At 53.8% G+C, this 23,599-nt stretch carries 19 protein-coding genes; 9 read left to right on the top strand and 10 right to left on the bottom strand.

Annotation, left to right across the window (positions count from 1 at the left end):
• Nucleotides 1–69 precede the first annotated feature (69 nt).
• The 7 genes from QGH09_00745 to tgt form a co-directional block, all read right to left on the bottom strand.
• Nucleotides 70–2,178 carry a sodium-translocating pyrophosphatase gene (locus tag QGH09_00745; protein HJO16716.1) on the bottom strand — a complete coding sequence of 703 codons (2,109 nt, stop codon included), beginning with the start codon at nt 2,176–2,178 and terminating at the stop codon, nt 70–72.
• Between the two features lie 196 nt (nt 2,179–2,374).
• Complete coding sequence (locus tag QGH09_00740) at nt 2,375–3,001, bottom strand: DUF502 domain-containing protein (protein HJO16715.1); 627 nt, start codon at nt 2,999–3,001, stop codon at nt 2,375–2,377.
• 60 nt (nt 3,002–3,061) lie between these two features.
• Nucleotides 3,062–3,865 carry an undecaprenyl-diphosphate phosphatase gene (locus tag QGH09_00735; GenBank protein ID HJO16714.1) on the bottom strand — a complete coding sequence of 268 codons (804 nt, stop codon included), beginning with the start codon at nt 3,863–3,865 and terminating at the stop codon, nt 3,062–3,064.
• A gap of 23 nt (nt 3,866–3,888) precedes the next feature.
• A complete protein-coding gene (gene secF, locus QGH09_00730) occupies nt 3,889–4,872 on the bottom strand; it encodes a protein translocase subunit SecF (protein HJO16713.1) in 984 nt (327 codons plus the stop codon).
• A gap of 3 nt (nt 4,873–4,875) precedes the next feature.
• Nucleotides 4,876–6,444, bottom strand: coding sequence for a protein translocase subunit SecD (gene secD / locus QGH09_00725; protein HJO16712.1), 1,569 nt, complete (start codon nt 6,442–6,444; stop codon nt 4,876–4,878).
• A gap of 39 nt (nt 6,445–6,483) precedes the next feature.
• Nucleotides 6,484–6,831 (bottom strand): preprotein translocase subunit YajC, encoded by a 348-nt coding sequence (gene yajC / locus QGH09_00720; GenBank protein HJO16711.1) that lies wholly within the window; start codon nt 6,829–6,831, stop codon nt 6,484–6,486.
• Nucleotides 6,832–6,938: 107 nt separating this feature from the next.
• Nucleotides 6,939–8,072 (bottom strand): tRNA guanosine(34) transglycosylase Tgt, encoded by a 1,134-nt coding sequence (gene tgt / locus QGH09_00715; GenBank protein ID HJO16710.1) that lies wholly within the window; start codon nt 8,070–8,072, stop codon nt 6,939–6,941.
• A gap of 78 nt (nt 8,073–8,150) precedes the next feature.
• Between tgt and QGH09_00710 the strand changes: the two genes are divergently transcribed.
• Entirely contained in the window at nt 8,151–9,257 is a 1,107-nt protein-coding gene (locus QGH09_00710) for a D-alanine--D-alanine ligase family protein (GenBank protein HJO16709.1), read from the top strand.
• 571 nt (nt 9,258–9,828) lie between these two features.
• Here the strand turns inward: QGH09_00710 and QGH09_00705 are convergent.
• Together QGH09_00705 and menC are read right to left on the bottom strand one after the other, a co-directional pair.
• A complete protein-coding gene (locus QGH09_00705; GenBank protein ID HJO16708.1) occupies nt 9,829–11,985 on the bottom strand; it encodes a HEAT repeat domain-containing protein in 2,157 nt (718 codons plus the stop codon).
• A gap of 1 nt (nt 11,986) precedes the next feature.
• Entirely contained in the window at nt 11,987–13,096 is a 1,110-nt protein-coding gene (gene menC / locus QGH09_00700; GenBank protein HJO16707.1) for an o-succinylbenzoate synthase, read from the bottom strand.
• Nucleotides 13,097–13,227: 131 nt separating this feature from the next.
• Here menC and QGH09_00695 point away from each other — a divergent pair, with 131 nt between their 5' ends.
• From QGH09_00695 to QGH09_00660, 8 genes are all read left to right on the top strand, one after another.
• Nucleotides 13,228–13,920 carry a deoxynucleoside kinase gene (locus QGH09_00695; GenBank protein HJO16706.1) on the top strand — a complete coding sequence of 231 codons (693 nt, stop codon included), beginning with the start codon at nt 13,228–13,230 and terminating at the stop codon, nt 13,918–13,920.
• 85 nt (nt 13,921–14,005) lie between these two features.
• Nucleotides 14,006–15,016, top strand: a complete 1,011-nt coding sequence (gene accD / locus QGH09_00690) for an acetyl-CoA carboxylase, carboxyltransferase subunit beta (protein ID HJO16705.1) — start codon at nt 14,006–14,008, stop codon at nt 15,014–15,016.
• Nucleotides 15,017–15,041: 25 nt separating this feature from the next.
• Nucleotides 15,042–16,385 carry a folylpolyglutamate synthase/dihydrofolate synthase family protein gene (locus QGH09_00685; protein ID HJO16704.1) on the top strand — a complete coding sequence of 448 codons (1,344 nt, stop codon included), beginning with the start codon at nt 15,042–15,044 and terminating at the stop codon, nt 16,383–16,385.
• Nucleotides 16,386–16,479: 94 nt separating this feature from the next.
• Nucleotides 16,480–18,765: a putative LPS assembly protein LptD gene (locus QGH09_00680; GenBank protein HJO16703.1), complete on the top strand. Its 2,286-nt coding sequence runs from the start codon at nt 16,480–16,482 to the stop codon at nt 18,763–18,765.
• Nucleotides 18,762–19,829 carry a glucose-1-phosphate thymidylyltransferase gene (locus QGH09_00675; protein ID HJO16702.1) on the top strand — a complete coding sequence of 356 codons (1,068 nt, stop codon included), beginning with the start codon at nt 18,762–18,764 and terminating at the stop codon, nt 19,827–19,829. Before QGH09_00680 ends, QGH09_00675 begins: the two co-directional genes overlap by 4 nt.
• Nucleotides 19,830–19,857: 28 nt before the next feature.
• Nucleotides 19,858–20,358 (top strand): dTDP-4-dehydrorhamnose 3,5-epimerase family protein, encoded by a 501-nt coding sequence (locus QGH09_00670; protein ID HJO16701.1) that lies wholly within the window; start codon nt 19,858–19,860, stop codon nt 20,356–20,358.
• Nucleotides 20,351–21,346, top strand: coding sequence for a dTDP-glucose 4,6-dehydratase (gene rfbB / locus QGH09_00665; GenBank protein HJO16700.1), 996 nt, complete (start codon nt 20,351–20,353; stop codon nt 21,344–21,346). The genes QGH09_00670 and rfbB overlap by 8 nt, the downstream gene beginning before the upstream one ends.
• A complete protein-coding gene (locus tag QGH09_00660) occupies nt 21,273–22,325 on the top strand; it encodes a GDP-mannose 4,6-dehydratase (GenBank protein HJO16699.1) in 1,053 nt (350 codons plus the stop codon). Before rfbB ends, QGH09_00660 begins: the two co-directional genes overlap by 74 nt.
• An 81-nt stretch (nt 22,326–22,406) precedes the next feature.
• Here the strand turns inward: QGH09_00660 and QGH09_00655 are convergent, their stop codons facing one another.
• Complete coding sequence (locus QGH09_00655; GenBank protein HJO16698.1) at nt 22,407–23,555, bottom strand: M20 family metallopeptidase; 1,149 nt, start codon at nt 23,553–23,555, stop codon at nt 22,407–22,409.
• Nucleotides 23,556–23,599: the final 44 nt, after the last annotated feature.

Raw genomic sequence — 23,599 nt, 5'->3', positions numbered from 1 at the left:
CAGCCCAAAATCACGAGGAAATCGAAAAGCCAAATCCTCCAAAACTAATTAAATCATACCTTTAGAGCCTCACTGCATCCAGCCGACCACCAGAGGGGCAAAGATGACCGATACGATGCTCATCAGTTTGATAAGAATATTCAAACTCGGACCCGCTGTGTCTTTAAAGGGGTCTCCAACCGTATCTCCAATGACCGCCGCTTTATGCGGCTCGGATCCCTTACCGCCTAAATGACCTTCCTCAATATACTTTTTCGCGTTGTCCCAGGCCCCACCAGCATTGGCCATCATCAACGCCATGAGGACGCCGGTTACCAGCGAACCGCCAAGGAGCCCACCCAGCCCAGCAACACCAAGGGCAAAGCCCGTAGCGATGGGCGCGATAACGGCTAATAAGCCCGGCATCAACATCTCCCGAATAGCAGCCTTTGTCGAAATTGAAACGCATTGCGCTGAGTCGGGCTCGGCCTTCCCCTCCAACAGTCCAGGAATCGTTTTGAACTGTCGCCGGACCTCTTCAATCATCTTATTGGCCGAGCGTCCAACTGCGTTCATGGTTAACGCCGAGAAGATGAATGGCAACATTCCACCGATAAACATCCCGAGCAAAACGTTTGGATTGTCGAGATTGAGACTGAGCAGACGTTGGTCGAACGAAGCGGAGCCGCCTGCCGCCTCGACCGCCGCATCAGCGGTCGCTCGATACGTGCTGAACAGTGCCAACGCCGTTAGCGCTGCCGACCCAATCGCGAAGCCCTTTCCGATAGCGGCCGTTGTGTTACCAACTGCGTCCAGCGCGTCGGTACGTTCTCGCACGAACGGTTCGCATCGACTGAGTTCAGCGATGCCTCCAGCGTTGTCCGCCACTGGACCGTAGGCATCAACCCCCAAACTGATACCGAGCGTTGATAGCATCCCAACAGCAGCAATGGCGATGCCGTAAAGCCCTGCCCAACCGAAACTCAGGAAGATCGCCAGACAAATCACTAGAATCGGCCCTCCGCACGACATCATTCCGATTCCTAAGCCGGCGATGATATTAGTGGCCGGACCAGTCTCCGACTGCTGAGCAATCCTCTGCACTGGCGCGAGATCCTTTGCAGTGTAGTACTCGGTTAATTTGCCGATCGCCACACCAGAGGTCAGCCCCGCGACGACACACCAAAGTATCGCGAGCGGTAAGCCCATTACGGAAACCAATCCAGCAGTAGCGAGGAGGACCAAGATTGACGCTGTGAATAGACCGCGGTTCAGGGCACCCTGAATAGCCTTCTCGTTGTTAGTTCGCACGGCGAACGTACCGACGATTGAACACAGTACACCGACACCCGCAAGTACGACCGGAAACAAAACCAGGCCATTCTGCACTGTTCCGAAGTCGCTTGCCGATAAGCCCCATAACGCCTGGGCCGATGATGCCGTCATCGCCCACGCAAGGGCAATCGAGGAAATAATGCTTCCTACGTAGGATTCGAACAGGTCAGCACCCATGCCCGCTACGTCTCCAACGTTGTCGCCCACCGCGTCGGCGATAGTCGCCGGATTGCGAGGGTCGTCTTCGGGGATACCCGCCTCTACTTTGCCGGAAAGATCAGCACCAACATCGGCTGCTTTGGTATAAATGCCCCCGCCCACGCGGGCAAAAAGCGCGATTGACGAAGCTCCAAGCGACAAGCCGAAGAGCGATTCGATGGCCGCAGCTCCGGCTCCATCTAGTCCTCCAAATGTTGAGTACAGGATCGCAATTCCTAGCGTGCCAAGCGCCACAACAGTCAATCCCATCACCGCACCGCTACAAAACGCCACTCTCAGCGCGCTTCCAAGACTAGTCTTTGCAGCGTGAGTCGTTCGAACGGCCGCACTAGTCGCAGTTCGCATACCCACCCAACCGGCACTCGCTGAAAGTACAGCTCCAACAAGGAAACTGATGGCCGTCGTCATGCCGCTCCGGGGCAGGAAGACCGCAAGAACGATAAACATTACCCCGACAAACACAGCTAGCACGCTGTACTCGACACGTAAGAAGGCCATGGCTCCGCTCCGAATGAGAGCCGCTATACTTTGCATCCGTTCATTACCAGCATCACGCTGATTGATTTGCCGAATAAGAACGAAAGCAAAAATAGCTGCGCACAACGGGGCGCCAAAGCCGAACATCAAAAAGAGCCGTTGTTCCATCGATATTTCCTCTCGGTCACACCTCTTACCGACACCGTTACCACGCCAAGAAACCCGTCAATGTAACAATCCAGTCTCGTATGTGTCAATCGAGTTCACACAAACAACGCGACCTGAGGAGCCATCAAGCTTCCCTCGTCCACCCATTCGGACTGGTGTGACAGGTCTTACTGGCTCGTATTAGGCAGGCAAGCGATCACAGAGGCTCTGACGCCTGACCATCGGACACTTGCTCTATGTCCGCACGGACAAGATCAGCAACAGCCATCCCACCAGTCAGAAAAATCCTAATCCCTTCTTGAACCGTAATATTAGGAAAGCGGGCAAGCCGACTCGGGTAGATTCGAATGTCTCCTAAGTATAAGTGGTTGGTCGGAACATAAATCGCCATGAGTCGTTCGGCTCCGAGACCACGGTCAAGGTCGAACTCTTTGGTTAGAAATCCGAGAACGAAACCGCGCTCCAGGTCCTCGACAATGACCACCCTTTTGAATCCATACTCATTGTCAGGGGAAAAAGCCAACATGAGTTGTTTTACGGGCGCGTAGACCGTCTTAAAAATCGGCACCCGCATCAGGTATTTCTCTGCGCGCTCCACCAGCCGACGGCCAAGGACGTTGGTCGCGACCGCGCCGACGATAAGCATCCCTGCAATCGTCGCGAGCAAACCTAGGCCCGGCACCTCCTGCCCCAACCAGCGGACCAGGTATGGGCCCATAAGACCATCAATCCACTGGAACATCCAAACCAGCGCCACAACGCTCACAATGAGCGGTACGGTCACGAAAAAACCCGCGATCAAACTCCGACGGAACCATTGCATTGAGTCAACCAGTTCTGATCAAATAATGACCGAATCTTCCAGACCTCTTGGTGGAAAAACTTACGCACCCCAGAGCCAGACCAATACCACGCCGGCCAGCACTAGACGATAGATCGCGAACACATCAAGCGAATGCTTGACAATATATCGCAGGAACCAAGCAATCACCGCGTAACCCACGATAGCCGACATTACAAGACCAGTCAGAAACCAGACAACCACCGAGCCCGTTACCTCACTAGGTTCGAGTGTGATCGCAGTGTGCCCAACAGCTGCCATGATCGCCGGCAGCCCCAATAGAAAAGCAAAGCGAGCAGCCGCTGAACGAGAGAGGCCTAAGGACATACCAACTACGATTGTGGCACCCGACCGTGAGACGCCTGGAATCAGTGCTATCGCCTGACCTACACCCATCGCCAGTGCCACCAACCAAGTCACCGTTCGTCCGTCGCCGATTCCACGCGACATTCGTTCAACAAGAAAGAACGCGACGGCGCCGAGTGACAGTGTGAATACGGTCACACCAGGAGTGCGGAGTGACGATTCAACGACATCTTCAAACGCTAAGCCACTAACAGCAATAGGCAGGGTTCCAAGCACAAGCATTTGCACTTGGCGACCAGCGTCTCCAGGCGATGTCGAGAGCACACGCGGCAACGACCGAGCCATAGCCGTAAGGTCGTGCCAGAAAAACACCACGACTGCCAAAAGGGTCCCAAGGTGACAAGCGACATCGAACGCGAGCCCAAATTGACCGATGTCCCATCCAAGAAACTCTCTGACCAACAATAAATGAGCTGAACTAGAAACCGGCAGGAACTCCGTGAGCCCCTGAATAACACCAAGGAGGGCGGCAATGAGCATGCTCAGGGGGTTGACTCAACAGATTACGAGGCTCGAATTTTCATTTTCTGCCGCCGGGACCTTTTCTTCCCGCCCGTCAGCCCAGGTGCAGTAGAAACTCGCTGGTTAGCACGGCGTTCATTCACGAAAACAGCTGTGCTCGCCGCAATAAACACTGTTGAGTAAGTACCGCTAATGATGCCGACCAGCATCGTAAAAGCAAAGCCATGTAGCACCTCACCCCCGAAGAGGAACAAAGCTAAAACGGCCAACGACGTTGTGGCCGAAGTAATAATCGTCCTAGCCAGAGTCTGATTCACGCTCCTATTGACAACCAACTCAAGCTTGTCTCGACGCATCGAACGCAGGTTCTCGCGCACCCGGTCGAAGATAACGATCGTGTCGTTGACCGAATAACCAGTGATTGTCAAGATCGCAGCCACAACATTCAGCGACAGCTCGTAGCCGAAGACCGTCAAAAAAGTCAGTGTGACGAGGATGTCGTGGAACACGGCAGCAATCGCGCCTACAGCGAAGCTAAACCTGAACCGGATACCGACATAGATCAGGATGCCTGCCAACGCTGCCAGCGTGGCATAGATCCCTTTCTGCTGCAGTTCCCGACCAATCACAGGCCCCACGATGTCGGTGCTCTGCACCTCAAACTCTCCTAACGCAGCCGACTCAATCGCTTCAACAACAGAGTTGGCGCCCTGTTCCAAGCTGGCTCCTGTTTCTTCAGCAATTTGTGGGAGCCTTATGAGCACCTCGTTCTCGGCTGGATCACCATACTGCTGCACGACCTTCTCGCCCTCGACACTGGATATGGCCATTCGGACTGCCTCTTCGGGTGTTCGTTCCTCGAAGCGCAGGACAACTGCCGTTCCACCTGAGAAGTCAATACCAAGCGGTAAGCCGCCCCCAGACCAAATCGTGCTCACGCCGACGAGAATGACAATGGTCGACACTCCAATTGCCTGCCACCGCCAACGGAAAAAATTGATATTCGGAGTCTTAAAGATCTGCATATGTCAGATGCTGAGTTTCGCCACTCGTCGACGAGTAAGAATTGTCTCAAACAGCGTCCGCGAGACGAACACGGCCGTGAAGACGTTGGATAGCAGCCCAAAGAAAAGCGTGGTCGCAAACCCTCGGATTGGGCCTGTGCCAAATTGGAACAAGAATGCCGCAGCAATTAGCGACGCGACGTGTGTGTCGAGGATGGTCAGAAACACACGGTCAAACCCTGCCGCCACCGCGAGTCTGACATTTTTCGCGGATGCTAACTCTTCCTTGATCCGCTCAAAGATCAGTACGTTCGAATCAATACCCATTCCAATCGTTAAGATAAATCCGGCAATACCAGGAAGTGTCATCGTTGCGTTCAGATACGCCATCACTCCCAGCAGAATCAGTAGATTGAGTGCGACCGATAAGATTGCGTTAATACCGGCCAACTTGTAGTAGACGAGCATAAAAAATGCCACGAGCAACAGTCCGGTCACGGACGCAAGAATTCCAGCACGCACAGAGTCCGCACCGAGCGTCGGGCCGACCCTGCGCTCTTCTAGATAGGTGAGAGAAGCCGGCAACGCACCCGAACGAAGCACAAGGCCAAGGTCCGCAGCCTCTTCTTGACTGAAGTAGCCGGTAATTCGTCCCTCGTCCGTAATCCGTGATTCGATAACCGGTGCGGAATATACCCGACCATCAAGAATGATCGCCAACTGACGACCGATGTTCTGGCTGGTGATATTCCCAAATTTTCTGGCCCCATCACCATTCAACAAGAAACTGACCGCGGGTTGGTTATACTCGTCAAGCGTTGAACGCGCAGTTCGCAGGTCCCTCCCGGTGATCGCAGCTACTCGACGCACAAGGTAAAAAACAGACTGGGGTGCCGCACCAGGAGTGAGCGTGTCGTCTGTACCCGGCACCACCTCCATCCCATCCGGTAACCGCCCTCCGTTGGCTTGCAGTAAAGTCTCTCGCGATATTGCTGGACCCTGCTCAACAAGTTTTAGCTCGAGAAGCGCCGTGGAACGAATAATCTCTTTAGCACGCGCAACGTCACTGACGCCTGGCAACTGAACCAGAATTTGGTCTCCACCAACACCGTGTGGAGCAACAATTGGTTCGTTGACACCCAGTTCGTTGACGCGCCGTTCAATGGTTTGCAGCGCCTGCCGAACGGACTCTTCACGTAACGATACGGCCATATTAGGCCTCATCTCGAACGCGTACCGCCCGCCGGCACTGGACTCCCGGCGATAGACCACCAGTAGTTGCTCGTCAGTAATCGCTCGAAACTCGGCGTCCTGCGCAGGAGAGACACCCTCAATGCGAAAACGCGTCGGGGATTCCATCGTCATAGCTCCAACCCCGATGCTTCGCACTTCCAGTATCTCGCGCACTCGCTCGAGACTTGTCTCAGTTTCAATGCGGAGCGCATCGTCAGTCTGTACGCGGAGAACCATGTGGACCCCACCCTTCAGGTCGAGCCCTAGGCGAACTTTTTCCTCTGGTGGGTACACGGACCATCCTGCCAAAGCAACGATCCCAACTATCAAAAGAAGTTTCCAACGAAGATTCTTATTCATTCACTTTACCGAGTCGCACGCACAGCGACTCTATTCGATTCAGTTTTGTCCAGAATCCTTGACTACCGGCTCCTGCCCCTGGTAGCCACCGATAGCCGCCCGGGCAATGTCGACTCTGACTTTCTCAGCAATCTGAACCTGCACCGAGCGTTCGTCGTTCAGCTTCGTGATAATGCCATATAGGCCACTAGTCGTGACGACGCGATCGTTCACCTTAAGCGCCCCCTGAAAATCCTGTACCTTTTTCTGTCTCCGCTTCATTGGTAACAAGATCACGAAATAAAAGATCGCTAAAATCATAGCGAAAGGCACAAACTGCAGCCAGACACTCCCGCCCGATTCAGGCGGAGCGCCCATCGCCACAACTAGTGAAGGATCGGTAAACATTGAATACCTCATCATTGGTCACCCGTCGTGCATGGAATCCTCAGCAGCTTTGCCTAGTCGACGCGTGTCTTTCAGTCAGTGTCCGTTCAGGCCTTGACCGTTGGAAGTCAGGAGTCGAGCAGGCGGAATTCCTGTCTGAGTGTTTCCAGCGTGCCGAGCTTTATACATTCCCTAACCCGCCGCATTGTGTCAAGGTAAAAGTGGAGATTATGCAACGTGTTAAGGGTCGACGCAGACATTTCATCAACAAGGTAAAGATGTCTCAAATAAGCCCTCGAGTGACGTTGGCAGGTGTAGCATTTACACTGCTCATCTGGGGGTCTTATATCGTCGACGAACTGTGCCTGTTTGATGTTAAGACGCCCTTTGGAAGTGAATAGCTGTCCGTTCCTGGCGTTTCGTGTCGGAAGGACGCAGTCAAAGAGGTCGATACCCCGCGACACGGCTTCAACAAGGTCAACAGGGGTGCCGGCCCCCATCAGATAACGTGGACACCCCTCCGGAAGTCGTGGTGCTGTCTCGCCTACGACCTCGTACATAACCTGCACGGGCTCACCAACACTGAGGCCTCCAATGGCGTAGGCGTCAAAGCCCAGCGAGACCGTTTCCCGTGCACTGATCACTCGAAGTTTGTGGTCAACACCTCCTTGCACAATACCAAATTGTACTTGTCCGGGATTAACCCCGGCACTGTTTTCACGGAGGCTCTTGAATCGCTGACGAGCGCGCTGTGCCCACCGAAGTGTCCGCTCCATCGCGCGACCTAGGTCAGATGCGTCGCAAGGATAAGCAACGCACTCGTCAAAAGCCATTGCGACATCTGAGCCGAGTGCCCACTGAAGATCGGTGACTCCCTCCGGCGTAAGCAGGTGTTCTTCGCCATCTAAATGGGATCTGAAGCGCACCCCCTGCTCATCAACGGTTCGCCGTGAAGCGAGACTGAACACTTGATAACCACCGCTATCCGTCAAAATAGGCCGGTCCCAGCCAATGAATCGGTGCAGGCCGCCCAACTGTTCAATGAGGTGAGTGCCAGGTCGTAGGTGTAGGTGATACGTGTTGGCTAAAATCACCTCGGCTTTCATACCGAGCAGGTCCCGATGGGTCATGGCCTTGACCGTGCCGCGAGTGGCTACCGGCATGAAGGCGGGCGTATGTATGACACCGTGTGGCGTCGACAACCTGCCGCACCGGGCATCACCGTCACGCTCGGTAACTTGAAAGTCGAAGACGCCGCTCATTAAGCGTATACTATGCGAGTTTTTTGAACAGGATAGGCGATTCCCATTTTAGTTTGAAGTGACAAAGCGGTGACACGGATGCGGATCGGCGTACTCTTCGGTGGGCGCTCCGGCGAGCATGAGGTCTCGCTAGCCTCCGCGGCCGCTGTCGTTCACCATCTAGACCCGAGCCGTTACGAGCCAGTTCCAATCCTCATTGGTAAAGATGGACGGTGGAGCCAGCCCGAGCGTCCACCGACAGTCGTTCAGGCTTCAGAGCTAATTGAACATGCGCGTTTGAGAGCAGCTGGGACTGTCCGAAATCACCAAGATGGCATTCCAGGCCGGCCTAGAATCAATGAGCCGTCTGCGATGGTTCAAGACCTTGCACTCGATGTAGTCTTTCCGGTTTTACACGGTCCCTACGGCGAGGACGGCACGGTGCAGGGCCTGTTGGAGATGATTGACATGCCCTACGTCGGGGCGGGTGTTCTTGCCTCGGCGGTGGGCATGGACAAGGCCGTGATGAAACAACTGTTCGCGGCGAACAATTTACCTCAAGTCGACTACCGCATTATTCGGCAATCCGACTGGACCAGCACACCGGACGCGATCTGTAAGATGATTGCCTCCGAACTCGGCTTTCCAGTGTTTGTTAAACCGGCCAATCTCGGTTCAAGTGTCGGTATCTCCAAGGTCACATCTGCAAACAATCTGAAAGCTGCAATGTCCTATGCGGCGGAGTTCGATCGAAAGGTTGTCGTCGAGCAGGCCGTGCCGGACGCGCGGGAAATCGAATGTGCTGTCCTCGGTTACAATCAACTCGAGGCTTCGATACCTGGAGAGGTGGTTCCATCGCGAGAGTTCTACGACTACGAGGCAAAATACGTTGACGAAGGTTCGTTACTCCGGATTCCGGCTCCACTTGACGCTGAGCTAACCGATAAGGTGCAGCACCTCGCTGTGACCGCGTTCAGAGCCATTGATGGTTCAGGAATGGCTAGGGTGGATTTCCTTTTGAATGACGAGACGAAGGAATTGTTCGTGAGTGAAGTAAACACGATTCCAGGGTTCACAACGGTCAGCATGTATCCTAAACTGTGGGAGGCGAGCGGAGTGGCGTATGTCGAGTTGTTGGATCGGTTAATACAATTGGCATTGGAGAAACATGCTGCCAAGAAATTATTACGGACGAGCTTCCCGTGATGAGTTTTTTCATCGAGCAGATCGCGTAGGACAGAGAGTGGACAGGGCGCTCTAATTACAAGTCTACAGTCGTGCGCTCTAGCGACCGACACACCCTGTTGTGGGCGCTTCGGCGACACTTTTTTGACATTTTGTGCACTTTGTCCTTGACACCACATTTTTCTTATCAATAATCTATATGTTGTATGAGGGAAGTTCACTAAGCCTACCTATTGTGTTAGTTCGTTAGCTGTTAATCGTCGTAGATAGACTCCTAATAGGGGATAGCAATGGCGAAAAAGAAGGCAAAAAAGAAGAAGGCGGCTAAGAAGAAGGGCGCGAAGAAGCGCTGATTCTTTCGACAATCTGTATGGGGGTGTCAACAACATCGACACCCCCTAAATTTTTGTGCACGTCGAAATCTCCGGATGAAGGGGGGGAATAGGCGACAATGGCAAAGAGAAAAGCAGCTAAGAAGAAGAAGAAGGCGGCTAAGAAGAAGGGCGCAAAGAAGCGTTAAGAGTGCCTTCCCGCGTAACGAAAAAGGGGGCGATCGTCGCCCCCTTTTTTCAACTGCACAATGCTTTCGGCGTCACTCTAGTCCTGTCATCGAGACTCCATCCCACACACGGGTTCGCCGGATAACGTCCCATTGAGTCAGACCGTCGACGACCGCCATTCCGTCTACAACGCGTCCGATGACCGTGTAATGCCCATCGAGCTCAGGCTGAGGTGTGAGTGCAATGAAGAACTGCCCCTCTGCGGTTTCTGGCTCTTCCCCTTGCAGCGTTAAACCTACGGTTCCACGAAGTATCGGTCGTTCACTCAACTCATCTCGCAAGGTAACACCCGTACCTCCAAATCCGTCGCCACGTGGGTCTCCACCCCTCACCAGACCATTTGCGACTACATCGTGAAACGGCACTCCGTGGAAATACCCGTTCCCAGCCAACTCCGCGAAACGACTGCTCGATAGAGGGGCATCAAGTACTAATAATTCAATCTGAATCGTTCCCGCGTCCGTTTCAAGGTAGACCTGCGGAGACACTGTAGGAACGGCCAGCGTCAGAGCCTCTTCAAAGCCGGGTGCTGGCAACGGACGGATTCTGCCCTCGTATGGTTTGGTGACCTCCTCGGCGTCCAACACTTGCGCCGCACGAGTTCGCACAGACCAATCCGAATCTTTCAGCGCTTCGTGCATTAACTCCGCAGAAACACTGCCCCCGTAGGTCACAATCGCCTCAACGATGGCACGCCGTAAGACTGCCCTCTCTCCTCCTTGGCTCATCTCATAGGCCCGCTTCAAAGCCAAGGCTCCTTCAGCCGATGTATGCACACCGAGTTGCTGTGCCGCAACCCTTCCCATCACAACATCGTCACTTGCCAAATATTGAAGCGCGACCTCGGTAGCTCTAGATGCATCCAGGCCTCTGAGCACGAATGGCAACACCCGGCGGTCGGGGTCGTCCAGCATCGCCTCAAGACGCGCCATGGCCAGATCAGAATTCATTGAACCAAGGATGTCCGCGAGGGCCGCGCGGACACTCCAATGCGGATCACCGTCGAATCCTGACAGCATAAGAACAAATGTTTGAGAATCGAAATTCGCCAGTCCTCGAAGCGCTTCCACCCTAATCGCTGACCGCGGATGTGACAGCAGATCTAGAAACAGGTCCGTCGACTCAGCTCCACCCACTCGCCCGAGCGCCTTCAATACTTCGATGAGTATCGCGAAATCGAGATCTGGTTCCTGTAGTAGGCGCATCAATGTCGGGATGTTCTCCCGGGCACCCAAATCAGCCAAGGCCCGAACTGCAGACACGATGACCTGGGAGTCGTATCGGCGCGGATCAAGAAGTGGAACCAATAATTCAGCCATTGTGGGATCGCCGAGACGTCCCAGACCTCTGGCAGCAAACGAAATTCGATAACTGCCGGATCCTCCGATTAGCTCCGTGAGTGCTCCGGCTGCCCTTGGGTCAGCAAGTTGCTGGAACGCCCAGGCCACCGGCCACCAACGCACTATTGAAAGATTATTAGTATCAAGTAGCGCCGTCGACAGCGACTGATACGCCTCAAGACGCGTAAGTGCAATCACCCCAAGACGGAAGGCTTCGACAGGAGGGGGCTGGGGATAGGTCATGTCATCGGGATCTACTTGAGCAGCTATGGAAGCAACCTCTGAGACCATCTGTCCGACGGCTGGCGCTGCCTCACGCACCCCGAGCCGACTTAGCGCCTCCGCTGCCCGACCACGCACCAGTGGATCCGGGTCGCTGAGCGCGGTCATGAGTACATCAGCGACTTCCGGCTCCCCGATCAAACCAAGAGAGAACGCGGCCATCTGACGCACGGCGGGGTTCGAATCAGCAAGAGATGCACTAAGTGGCTCCACTGCATCGGATAAGCCGACCCTTCCGAGTGCGATCGCAGATCGACGTCTTACTCTGGCCACAGGGTCTTCCAGAAACTCGAATAAGCTGGGTGTCCGAGGAAGAGGCGTGCCAGGCATCAAGCCAGGCAGCGGCACCACAGCACCCTCAGGCGGAACGATCACACGTTGATGCTCCAATTGGAGAATGACGGCGAGCTTCTGTCTGGTCGTCAAGGCCGGAGCAACCGTCGGCGGCGCTGTTGCGCAACCGGCCATAAGCAGTGAGAGCGCTATTCCCGTTCCCCCCCAGTGCAATATGGAGCCGGTCGCACGTTTTCCTTGCAACCCTTGCGCTCCTTCTAGAGGCGGGGTCATGCTACGGGCCCAGAGTCACCGCACGTTCAGTCGCGCGGTCAATTCGTTCCTCGACAACCGTCACTCCCAGACCAGGCAACGTGGGCACACTGATAGTTCCGTCGCTCTGTAATTCGACCGGAGGTTCAATCAAATCTGGTTCAAAATAGCGACAACTCGCCGACACATCGCCCGGGAGCGTGAAGTTCTGCAGCGTTGAAAGATGGATGTTGTGCATCCGTCCGATCCCGCTCTCAAGCATCCCACCATGCCACACCGGAACCCCGTGCTCAGCACACAAGTCGTGAAGATGGATCGACTGCGCATGGCCGCCAATGCGACCCGGTTTAATGTTGATGATACGGCACGCTCCCACTGTGAGCGCTTCCGTAGCGTTGTGCAGCGTGTGAATCGATTCATCGAGGCAGATTGGGGTGCGGAGTCGCCTTTGTAATTGAGCGTGATCATGAACGTCGTCGTAATGTAGAGGTTGTTCGATCATCATTAGGTCATACTGGTCCAAAATCGCTAAGTGCTCAGCATCCGCTAGCGTGTAAGCAGCGTTTGCGTCAACCATAAGTGGAATTCCGCCAAAGCGCTGGCGGACTGAGGCGACGGCCTCAATATCCCAGCCTGGCTTGATCTTCATCTTGATGCGCTTGTACCCGGCTGCCAATTCCGCAGCAACCTTGTCGCCAAGTTGTTCGAGCGAATCTTGGATCCCTATTGAAACACCTGACGCAATCGTGGTGCGAGAACCACCAAGCACCTGGGACAACGGCAGGCTGGACTGGCGAGCATAAAGGTCCCAGGCAGCCATTTCAAGTGCAGCCTTGGCCATGTTGTGTCCTCGCACTTGAGCAAAAGCTGGAAAAACGTCACGCGGATGCGAAAACTCAACACCTAGTCCAAGTGGTACGAGATAGTCCGTCAGGATATGCCAAGCGGTTTTGGATGTCTCAGAGCTATAGAACGGATCACGATCGGCAACACACTCACCGTAACCACGCTGGCCGTCACCGTCCACCATTACAACGATGAACTCTCGGTCATGAATTCTTCCGAAACTAGTTTCAAAGAACTGGACGAGCGGCAGTCGGACCAGCCGCAATTCGATCCGGTTAATTCTCATAAAAGTATTATTCACCGTGCGTCAGTTGGACTCAAAAGATCGGGAACCCGTGCCAGTCGATTGCGAATGCGCGCCGCGTTCGCAACCCCTCGAACAAGGGATCTTACCATGCGTACAGAGCTGCCTATTCCATGGCCTACGTCCTCATTCAACCTGAAATCGCTGCTATACTGAACAGCAGATTGGATTTCCGTCACATTGCCATTGAAGGCCCGTTGGGAGCCGGTAAGTCACGGCTCGCCGAGCGACTCGCGGTGCGACTCGATGCGGCCCCGATACAGGACGTAACTGAGAACCCTTTCCTTGCCGATTTTTATGCTGCCCGCCCAGGTGCTGCGTTTCAGGCCCAACTATTTTCGCTTCTCGCACGTCACCGGCAGCAAAAGCAACTACAACAGCCTGACCTGTTTAATCAATCAACCATCAGCGATTACTTGTTTACCAAAGACAAAATCTACGCCTATCTAAATCTTGACGACAACGAGCTCTCCATTTACCAACGTCTATTCGATCTGCTGGTCCAGGACGTGGTCACACCTGACCTCGTCATCTATCTCCAATCGCCCTCGAAAGTGCTAAATCGACGGCTGAAAGAAAGGGCTAAGAGAGATCCCAGGCGGCCGTTACCCGATGCGCGCTACGTTCAGGAGCTCAACGAAGCGTATAACAAATATTTTTTTCACTACACCGCCACTCCGCTGCTAGTTGTAGAGACTTCACAGTTCGACATATCCTGGAATGACGCTGCCCTAGAAGATCTCTCACGGCAACTTCGCGACATGGGGCTGGGAACCAGGTATTACGTGCCGCGGACGGGAGGGTGAGTCGTATTTTCGTGATTAGAGCGCCCAACACTGGAAGCCCCTGACCTTGACCTCTACCCATAGCACCTCCTAAGCTCAAAACTCCATGCCGTGGTTCAAGCGACGTCGGAAACCGATCGAGTCAAGAGTAGGGCGCGCGAGTCGCGTCCCAGAAGGGCTCTGGGCTAAGTGCCCTGCTTGTGCGCAAATCCTTTATAAGAAGAACCTAGTCGCCAATCTGAGTGTTTGTGCGAAGTGTGGTTTTCATTTCAGATTAAGCGCAGTCGATCGTCTCGAGTCGTTGTTTGACGATGGGTGGGTTGAACACGACAAATCACTCGCTTCAACTGATCCACTCAAGTTCGAAGACACGAAACCGTACGGGGCACGGCTGGAAGCAGGGATGGCATCAACTGGACTCAGGGATGCGATCATCGTTGCTTCCGGGCAGGTCGACGGCTACCCCGCCGTCATTGCGGCGATGGAATACGGGTTCATCGGTGGCAGCATGGGCATCGTTATGGGTGAGAAAATTACTCGCGCCATCGAGCGAGCTCTTAACAATCTGTTGCCTATCGTCATCGTGTCATGCTCCGGTGGTGCCCGTATGATGGAAGGAACACTGTCTCTGATGCAGATGGCCAAGATCAGCGCAGCCTTGGCCCGATTAGACCGGGCACGGCTCCCCTACATTTCGGTCCTTACCGACCCCACCACGGGCGGAGTCACAGCCAGCTTTGCGATGTTGGGCGACCTCAACATTGCCGAGCCGAAGGCGTTAATTGGCTTCGCTGGCCCAAGAGTAATCGAACAAACAATCCGTCAGAAATTACCTGAGGGATTTCAGCGTAGTGAGTTCCTTCAAGAACACGGCATGCTTGACGCTGTCGTGGACCGTCGGGAACTCAAGAAAACGCTGTCGAGAGCATTGAGGTTTATGGGTGCAAACCGCACTGTGGTGGATACCACCTCTCAAGAAACAACGGCAGTCGAGAAAGGCCTAGACGAATCAGTCGATACAGGGCCTGATACCGGACCGGCTGAGTTATCAGTGTCGGGTCCACGTAAGGAAACAGATTCAGGCACGGATAGGCCCAACGCAACCAAGAAGCCCTGAACTTTCTCAGAACCCACACCCTGAAATGGTCAATCTCACACCCTCAGCGGACGTGAGTTCCTACCTACGTGACCTCGAGAAGTTCGGTATCAAGCTGGGTTTGGACAACATGAACCTACTGTGCGAGGCACTCGCACACCCCGAACGAACATTCAAATCACTCGTGATTGGGGGCACCAACGGAAAAGGTTCAGTCGCAGCGATGACTGAAGCTGCCCTACGTGCTGATGGATACCACACGGGGCGCTACACGTCACCTCACCTAGTCCGGCTGGAGGAACGAATTTCGATTGCGGGCAAGCCAATAACAACCAGAGAATTTGACTTGGCCGTTGAAACTGTCCGGCATGCGGTCAACCGGCTGCGCCGGGAGGGCCGACTCGAAGTATCGCCTACATTCTTCGAAGTCACGACTGCTGCGGCCTTCGTCGCATTCAGGCAAGCCGAAGTTGAACTTGCGGTACTAGAAGTTGGTCTTGGTGGTCGATTTGACGCAACAAATGTGGTCCATCCTGTCGGAGTTGCAATTACAACAATTGCCCTGGACCATGAAGCTCAGCTTGGAAAATCGATTTCCGATATTGCATATGAAAAGGCCGGGGTGATCAAACCGAATACCGTTGTCGTGCTAGGTCAAACTGTGCCGGAGATCCAAGACCTCATTGCAGCAACGTGTCGTGAGCGGGGAGCTAGATTTATCGACTCGCAACAGGGTATCTCCGTGAGTGTCCACTGCACTCCAGATGCCACGCGGCTGTCACTTGAAACTCCCGTGCGGCATTACGACCAAGTCAGTCTAGGCCTTCAGGGCCGACACCAAGCCGTAAACGCGGTCACCACCGTGAGACTGCTTGAAGGGCTAGCGTGCCAAGGAATCAAGGTAAGCACACCAGCAATTATCTCTGGCCTTACCAACGTAACCTGGCACGGTCGACTGGAATGGATCAAGGTTCCTTCCGGCCGTGTTCTGCTCGATGCCGCTCACAATCCCGATGCAGCCAGAGCATTAGCTGAATATCTTGCTGAAGTCAGAGATGCTCCTTTGTCGTTCGTGCTAGCCATCATGCGGGATAAGGACATAGCGGGTATCATTGACATGCTGGCGCCGCTCGCAAGTCATATTGTCTGTACAACGATGGCCACTGAGCGCGCGATTTCCGCGAGTATCCTTGCGGACTGCGTGCGTGAGCGTTCGCCGAAAACGAACGTAGCCATTGAATCAGACCCACAGGCTGCAGTGGCATTGGCCCTAAGTGATGCTCCTGACACTTGTGCAACAGGATCAATCTTTTTGGTCGGTCACCTCCTCAGCACCATTGAGGCCAACGAGAACATCCGATGCACTCTAACTGATGACTATGCTGGTTGATGGGGTTTTAGTAACGTGGCGTCCTCGGCGCATCCGGACAGCGCGCCGCGTTTCTAATAGGAGTCGCAGCGATCTTGACACCTGCGCTTTGCGAATGACTCGCCTGCTGCAACTCATTCTTATCTGCATCTTAATGTTTCCACTCGTGGGCGTAGCCCAATTACTCGAGGGTTACAACTCTAGACAATTTCGCATTGAAAGAATTGGTGATGACCATGTGCGCCTGATCGGTGCGGTGGAGATTGAGCGTGACGACTGGAAATTCTTTGCTGAAGAGGTTGAGTTATTTACTGATACGGAGCGATTAGTAGCTAGTGGTAACGTCGTTTATACATCGGCCGACACTAGCCTCGCTGCGGATCGTGTCGAGTTCGATATGAAAACTCGAACCGGTACTTTTTTTGTAGCCACCGGCACCGTTTCGTTAAGAGACGCCGAGGTTGACCGAAGCTTTTTTGGTACTCAAGAACCTGATGTGTATTTTTACGGAGAGACAATTGACAAGCTCGGACCTCGTAAATATCGCATCACAGATGGTGGCTTTACGACTTGCGTACAGCCGACGCCCAGATGGCAGCTAACAACGAGTTCGGCCGTGGTGAACCTCGATGATTACGCAATTCTTAAGAACACGGTTCTCAAAGTAAAAGGAGTGCCGCTCTTATACCTTCCAGTGATGTACTATCCGATTCAAGAGGACGATCGGTCAACCGGTTTCCTGCTTCCCGCGTACGGTAGTTCGACGTTTAGGGGACAGTCACTGAGCAACGCCTTCTTCTGGGCAATCAACCGCAGTAACGACGCGACGATCATGCATGATTGGTTCTCGACTGCGGGTCAGGGAACAGGCGCGCAGTACCGGTATGTTGGAGCCGGCACTTCTCGTGGTGATTTAACGGCCTATTTCCTCAACGAACCTGCCATTACCCTTTCGGAGGATGAGAATGATGTCATACCGGCAAGGCGAAGCTTTCAGCTGACCGGTGATTTTAACCAATCGCTTGGTTCTAACATTCGTGCCCGTGGACGGGTCGATTACTTCTCAGACGTTACTGTCCAACAAACTTTTCATACGAACGTGCTCGAAGCCTCCCGTCGACAGCGGCGGTTCCTGGGCAACGTTCAGGGTAACTGGGGCAGTTACACCCTGAGTGGAACGTTCGACTGGAATGAAACCTTTTTTGGCGACACTGCATCAACCCTAGTCGGATCGACGCCAAGGCTCTCGCTGAGACGAGCTGATCGGCCAATCGCGCAAAACTGGCCGATCTACTTCTCACTGGGAGCTGAGGCTGGGACCCTAGTCCGACAGGGACGTAGCAATGACCAGGTTAAGGACCTCGGACTAACCCGCCTTGATTTCAATCCGAAAATTCGGATTCCGTTCACAAAATGGCCATTCTTGACAGTGAATACTTCGGTAGCGTGGCGAGGCACCTACTGGACAGAACGATTCGACCCAGAGCAAAGTTTACAGGTCGACGAAGGCATTTTTCGCCAGTACTTCGACTTACAGTCAACCATTACTGGACCGGTCTTCATGAAAATTTGGGATACCCCGAACAGTGGATATGCTGAGCGTTTCAAACACTTGATTGAGCCAACGGTTACAGTGCAGCGCGCAACGGCGATCAACAACTTTAATCAAATCGTCAAACTCGAAGGAACCGACATGGTCGTGGGCAGCGTGACGCGGCTAGGCTATGGCCTCGTCAACCGATTCTTGGCCCGTCGGCGCCAAGGGGACGCTCGCGAAGTGTTGAGCATTTCACTTCTTCAGAGTTTTTACACCGACGACAGAGCCTCACAATTTGATCGTAGATTTCGGACAAGCTTTAACGGTACAGCACCCAGCCGATTGACTCCCGTTTCACTGCTCGTACGTAGCAGCCCAAACGACCAAATCAACACCTCGGTACGGGCAGAGTACGACACACGTTATGGCGCATTTCGCGAGATCAGTGCAAGCGGCACGCTGGCAGTGAGCGATTGGCTCCAGACGACAGGCGGATGGAGCCAGCGCCGATACATCGAGGGGCTTCAGGGGTTCAACAATCGCGCGCAACTTAACCACTATCTCAACGCATCGACAATCATACGTTCCCGTGGAAATCGTGCAGGGGGCATCTACACGTTTAACTACGACATGTTAAGAAACAGCTTTATGCAACAGCGTTTTATGGCGTACTACAACGCCCAATGCTGTGGCATATCCGCGGAGTATCAAAGCTTCAACTTTACAGGGCTTAGAGGCTACTACGGACGTCACAGCCGTATGCCTGTCGACCGCCGAATCAACGTCTCATTTACCTTGGCCGGTATTGGGTCGTTCTCAAACTTTTTTGGTGCCTTTTTCGGTAATCAGGAACAACTCCGATGAAAGGATTGATTCTAAGCGGGGGACGAGGCACTCGCTTGCGCCCCCTGACCTACACCAGCGCTAAACAGCTAGTTCCCGTCGCGAACAAGCCGGTGTTGTTTTACGGCATCGAAGCACTGGCTGCCGCAGGGATCCGTGATATCGGAATTGTCGTCGGCGATACTCAGGCGGAAATACGCGCAGCCGTCGGTGACGGCGCTGCCTGGAATATTGACGTCACCTATATCGAACAGGACGCGCCACGTGGTCTGGCACATGCCGTACTCATTAGCCAATCCTTCATTGGCGACGATCCATTCATTGTCTACCTTGGAGACAATCTCCTAGCAAAGGGCATCGTACCTTTCGTTGAACGTTTTGTTGACGCACAACCGGCCGCTCAGATCCTGCTTGCGCGCGTATCGGACCCAGAAAGGTTCGGCGTTGCAGAGCTTGCAGAAGATGGCCGTGTGAAAAAGCTTGTCGAGAAACCGGCGAAACCTAAGAGTGACTTAGCTCTGGTCGGCGTTTACATGTTCCAACCTGAGGTATTTCAGGCTGTTCGGAACATCTCACCTAGTCCGCGTAATGAGTTGGAAATAACCGACGCTATTCAACAGCTCATTGATAATGGTCTAACGGTGACACCGCATATCGTCGACGGATGGTGGAAGGACACCGGCAAACTAGAAGACATACTCGAAGCCAATAGACTAATCCTAGAAACTATGGAGCGAAGGATCGACGGTGAGGTCGACACTGACTCCCAAATTGACGGGAACGTGGTCGTTGAGCCAGGTGCATCGATCAAACAGTCTAAGGTTCGAGGGCCAGCAATTATTGGTGCAGATGCAAGGATCACGAGTGCCGACATTGGACCATTTACCTCGATCATGAACAATGTAAGAGTCCATGACTCAGCAATTGAACACAGTATAGTTTTGGAAGGCAGTGACCTCAGCGGGCTTCAAAGCCGGATGACCGATAGCCTGATCGGTAAGAATGTGAAGATTTTGCGCGATCCAGGAACGCCGTCGACGTATCGATTCATGCTGGGAGACAACTCAGAGGTCGGGATACCATGATAGACCGCCAACGGAGGATCATGACCCTATGACGAAAGATCCCGAAGCCTACACTGCAACTGGAACAGTCACAAGAATCGAGGGAGTCAAGACCAAATCATTGCGTCTCATCGCTGATGAGCGAGGTTGGTTGATGGAAATCCTGCGATCCGACGATACAGAACTCTTCACAAAGTTTGGCCAAGTGTACGTGTCAGCAACCTACCCAGGCGTCGTCAAAGCTTGGCACTATCACAAAAAGCAGATCGATAGTTTTGCCTGTATCTCAGGCATGGTGAAACTCGTCCTAATCGATACTCGGTCCGGCTCAGCAACCGAAGGGACAGTGAACGAATTCTTCATTGGCTCAAAGAATCCGATGCTAGTGCAGGTACCAGCGCTCGTCTATCACGGATGGAAATGCATCGGAACGGAACCTTCACTGGTTGCCAATATTGCGAACGAGGCCTATCAGTACTCGGAACCCGATGAATACCGGTTAGACCCCCACGGTAAGCTTCCCTACGACTGGTCAAGAGTCGATGGTTGAGGTTCTCGTCACGGGTGGCGCAGGTTTCATCGGCAGTAACTTCGTCAAGTTCGCGCTAGATGCTCACCCTGATTGGCGGATCACTACACTCGATAAGCTGACCTATGCAGGTCGGCTCGAGAATCTTCAGTCGGTCAAGGACAATCCCCGACACACCTTCATCCAGGGTGACGTTACAGACCCGATAATCGTGAAGCCGCTGGTCGAGCAAGCCGAGATTGTTCTGCACCTTGCCGCAGAGACCCATGTTGACCGGTCAATTGTGAACGCTAGCGACTTCATTATGACTGACGTCTACGGAACCTTTGTTTTACTGGAAGCCGCCCGTAACGCTGAGAAACTTCGACGTTTTATCCAAGTGTCGACTGACGAGGTCTACGGTAGTGTCTCGGAGGGCGCCAGCCGAGAAACCGATGAGATTCGACCAAGCAATCCGTACTCAGCCAGCAAGGCTGGTGCCGACCGTCTCGCTTATAGCTTCTGGGCAACGCACAACACACCAATCGTCATCGCGCGCGCGTCAAATAACTATGGCCCGAACCAGTTTCCAGAAAAGGTAATACCTTTATTCATCACAAACGCCATCGATGACCGCACCGTACCACTCTACGGCGACGGCCTAAACGTTCGCGACTGGCTGCATGTTGATGACCATTGTCGCGCACTCGACCTTCTAATAGCGGATGGCGAACCTGGCGAGGTTTACAACGTTGGTGGTGGTCACGAAATTACTAATATCGAATTGACCCGAGAACTCCTTCGACTGCTAAACAAGCCGGATTCGCTGATTCAGCGTGTCGATGACCGTCCTGGTCATGACCACCGGTACTGCCTTGACACCATGAAGTTGCGGAAGCTCGGATGGCAGCCAATGGTCAACTTCGTTCAGGGACTAACCGATACCGTGATGTGGTATCAGGAAAACGAGTCATGGTGGCGACCAGTTAAGGAAAACATTCCCGTATTCAGAACCTACTATCAGGAGTAGTACAGCCATTAAAGCTGAGGACAACCGACCTCGGGCACTGGTCACTGGTGCAGCAGGTTTCGTTGGAAGCCATCTTGTTGACTTACTGGGCAACGAGGGCCTTCCAGTTGACGGTTGGCACAGACCAGGAACCGAACCGAATAGACAACGCGCCCAATCCAGCCTAGTCCGGTGGCTGCCAGTCGACTTACTTAACGCTAGGGCGGTTAGTAAAACGGTTGAGGAAAGTCAGCCGGATGTCATTTTTCACTGTGCGGGGGCTGCTCATGTCGGGTCATCCTGGGAACAGACCGCAAACACCCTTGCCACAAACGTTCGAGGAACCCATTTCCTACTCGAAGCTGTCCGGCGCTCACAACTTAAAACAAGAATCGTAATTCCTGGTTCAGCACTCGTCTACCGACCGTCCAGCTTAGCCCTCTCTGAGGAAGCCCCATTGGGGCCGTCCAGCCCTTATGCCGTGAGTAAGCTCGCTCAAGAGCAACTGAGCATTAGGCTTGCTGAGGAAGGCAGTTACGCGACTATCCTAACTCGCTCGTTTAATCATCATGGACCTCGCCAATCACCGTCCTTTGCTGCTTCCGGCTTTGCGCGGCGGATTGCAAGAATCGAAAAAGGCCAAGTAGAACCGATTATTCACACTGGCAATCTCGACGCCGTCCGAGACCTGACAGACGTACGTGACGTCGTCCGCGCCTATAGAATGCTTGCCAATCACGGTGTTTCAGGAAGAATCTACAACGTCTGTTCAGGCCACGGCTATTCGATAAGAGAGGTACTGGATAACATTGTCGCTCTCGCTCAGGTAAAGGTAACGGTCCAAGTGGATCCCTCCAAGTTCCGTCCCAACGACACTCCGATACTCTTGGGCGACTCAAAACGGATTCGCTCTGAGCTCGATTGGACTCCACAAATTCCTCTCAACCAAACCCTTTCTGACCTACTAGATTATTGGCGTCAGGCGTGTGACCGCGAATAACGGCACGAAAGAAGCTCATAACCGAGGCCACTCGGGATGAAGTAAACCTTGGAAATGAGTTCTTGGCAGAGCCATCATCATTTATTCCTCGACCACACGGGCGATCACACCGGCGAGCATTGCGGCCCGCCACGGCAAGGCTGAAATGTCAATCTGCTCGTGCAGTGCATGGGCTCCCTCTCCAACAGCACCTAATCCATCCAATGTAGGTATACCCCGCGCCGAGGTTAGGTTACCGTCCGACCCACCACCGGTACTAAACTCCGTCAAGTCTCGACCAAGGTCGGATGCTACCTGTTTCGCAACTTCATACAATCGGCGCACTGCCGCATTGCGCTCTAACGGCGGTCGGAACTCTCCGTTCACCTGTAGTTGAGTGCGTGGGTCGTCAGTCGTGAGACCAGCGAATGCTCGCTCAATCCTGTCAGCGTCAGCCACGGTACGGACCCGGACATCGACCATAGCTTGCGCTTTGTCGGCAACAACATTTGGACGTGTTCCTCCGTATACCCGACCGACATTGATTGTTACGCCAGACTCAACATCCTGTAGCGATTCCAGAGAGACGATTTGTCGTGCGAGCTCGTGCACTGCGCTGGCACCCCGGTCAGGTTCGATGCCTGCATGCGCCGAAACTCCAGTCACAGTCAACTCAAACTGCCCGCAGCCCTTGCGACTTGTTTTAACGGCTCCGCTTGGTCCTGAGGGCTCAAGAACAAGCACTGCTTTGCTGCGCTCTCCCTGTTGCAGAATCACCTGCTGCGAAGTCGCGCTTCCTGTCTCCTCGTCAGAAGTCCACAGCATCGCAACACGCGCGGCCTGGGTCATCCCAACTTCAAGCACAGCCCGTGCCGCTAACACGCCGATAGCAATTCCACCTTTCATGTCGAAGGTACCCGGACCAAACAATCGATGCCCCTTCCGCTGCAACGGCATGCGTTCCAATTGCCCCAGCGGCCACACCGTATCGAAATGTCCGAGTAAGAGGACCTGGGTCGGACCATCGCCGAGTTCAGCAAATAGATGGTCTCCCGCGCTGTCCTGAGGAAGTACCGTGACATGGGCCCCGATATCATTTAGGTACTCAGCTAGAGCAACCCCACACCGGTCCACAGCCACCTTATCCGTCGTCGGTGATTCCCTTCTTACGAGCGCTTCCACCATGGTGATCGCCCAGTCACTATGGCGTTCACAAAAGGCTTCGTATTCACGAATTCGGTCGTGTCTCACAGGTTGTCTGGTCCTCTCTCCTTGCACCTACGTCTCGACATCTC

It is taken from the genome of Vicinamibacterales bacterium (assembly GCA_036012125.1).
GTDB lineage: Bacteria > Acidobacteriota > Vicinamibacteria > Vicinamibacterales > UBA823 > UBA11600.
The sequence above is the reverse complement of the archived record's forward strand: the minus strand, read 5'-3'. Positions and strand labels throughout refer to the sequence as shown.

Excerpts from the sequence above, each read along its gene's own strand:
- QGH09_00745 (HJO16716.1), bottom strand. The coding sequence starts at position 2,178 with ATGGAACAACGGCTCTTTTTGATGTTCGGCTTTGGCGCCCCGTTGTGC.
- QGH09_00740 (HJO16715.1), bottom strand. The coding sequence starts at position 3,001 with ATGCAATGGTTCCGTCGGAGTTTGATCGCGGGTTTTTTCGTGACCGTA.
- QGH09_00735 (HJO16714.1), bottom strand. The coding sequence starts at position 3,865 with ATGCTCATTGCCGCCCTCCTTGGTGTTATTCAGGGGCTCACGGAGTTC.
- secF (HJO16713.1), bottom strand. The coding sequence starts at position 4,872 with ATGCAGATCTTTAAGACTCCGAATATCAATTTTTTCCGTTGGCGGTGG.
- secD (HJO16712.1), bottom strand. The coding sequence starts at position 6,444 with ATGAATAAGAATCTTCGTTGGAAACTTCTTTTGATAGTTGGGATCGTT.
- yajC (HJO16711.1), bottom strand. The coding sequence starts at position 6,831 with ATGTTTACCGATCCTTCACTAGTTGTGGCGATGGGCGCTCCGCCTGAA.
- tgt (HJO16710.1), bottom strand. The coding sequence starts at position 8,072 with ATGAGCGGCGTCTTCGACTTTCAAGTTACCGAGCGTGACGGTGATGCC.
- QGH09_00710 (HJO16709.1), top strand. The coding sequence starts at position 8,151 with ATGCGGATCGGCGTACTCTTCGGTGGGCGCTCCGGCGAGCATGAGGTC.
- QGH09_00705 (HJO16708.1), bottom strand. The coding sequence starts at position 11,985 with ATGACCCCGCCTCTAGAAGGAGCGCAAGGGTTGCAAGGAAAACGTGCG.
- menC (HJO16707.1), bottom strand. The coding sequence starts at position 13,096 with ATGAGAATTAACCGGATCGAATTGCGGCTGGTCCGACTGCCGCTCGTC.
- QGH09_00695 (HJO16706.1), top strand. The coding sequence starts at position 13,228 with ATGGCCTACGTCCTCATTCAACCTGAAATCGCTGCTATACTGAACAGC.
- accD (HJO16705.1), top strand. The coding sequence starts at position 14,006 with ATGCCGTGGTTCAAGCGACGTCGGAAACCGATCGAGTCAAGAGTAGGG.
- QGH09_00685 (HJO16704.1), top strand. The coding sequence starts at position 15,042 with ATGGTCAATCTCACACCCTCAGCGGACGTGAGTTCCTACCTACGTGAC.
- QGH09_00680 (HJO16703.1), top strand. The coding sequence starts at position 16,480 with ATGACTCGCCTGCTGCAACTCATTCTTATCTGCATCTTAATGTTTCCA.
- QGH09_00675 (HJO16702.1), top strand. The coding sequence starts at position 18,762 with ATGAAAGGATTGATTCTAAGCGGGGGACGAGGCACTCGCTTGCGCCCC.
- QGH09_00670 (HJO16701.1), top strand. The coding sequence starts at position 19,858 with ATGACGAAAGATCCCGAAGCCTACACTGCAACTGGAACAGTCACAAGA.
- rfbB (HJO16700.1), top strand. The coding sequence starts at position 20,351 with ATGGTTGAGGTTCTCGTCACGGGTGGCGCAGGTTTCATCGGCAGTAAC.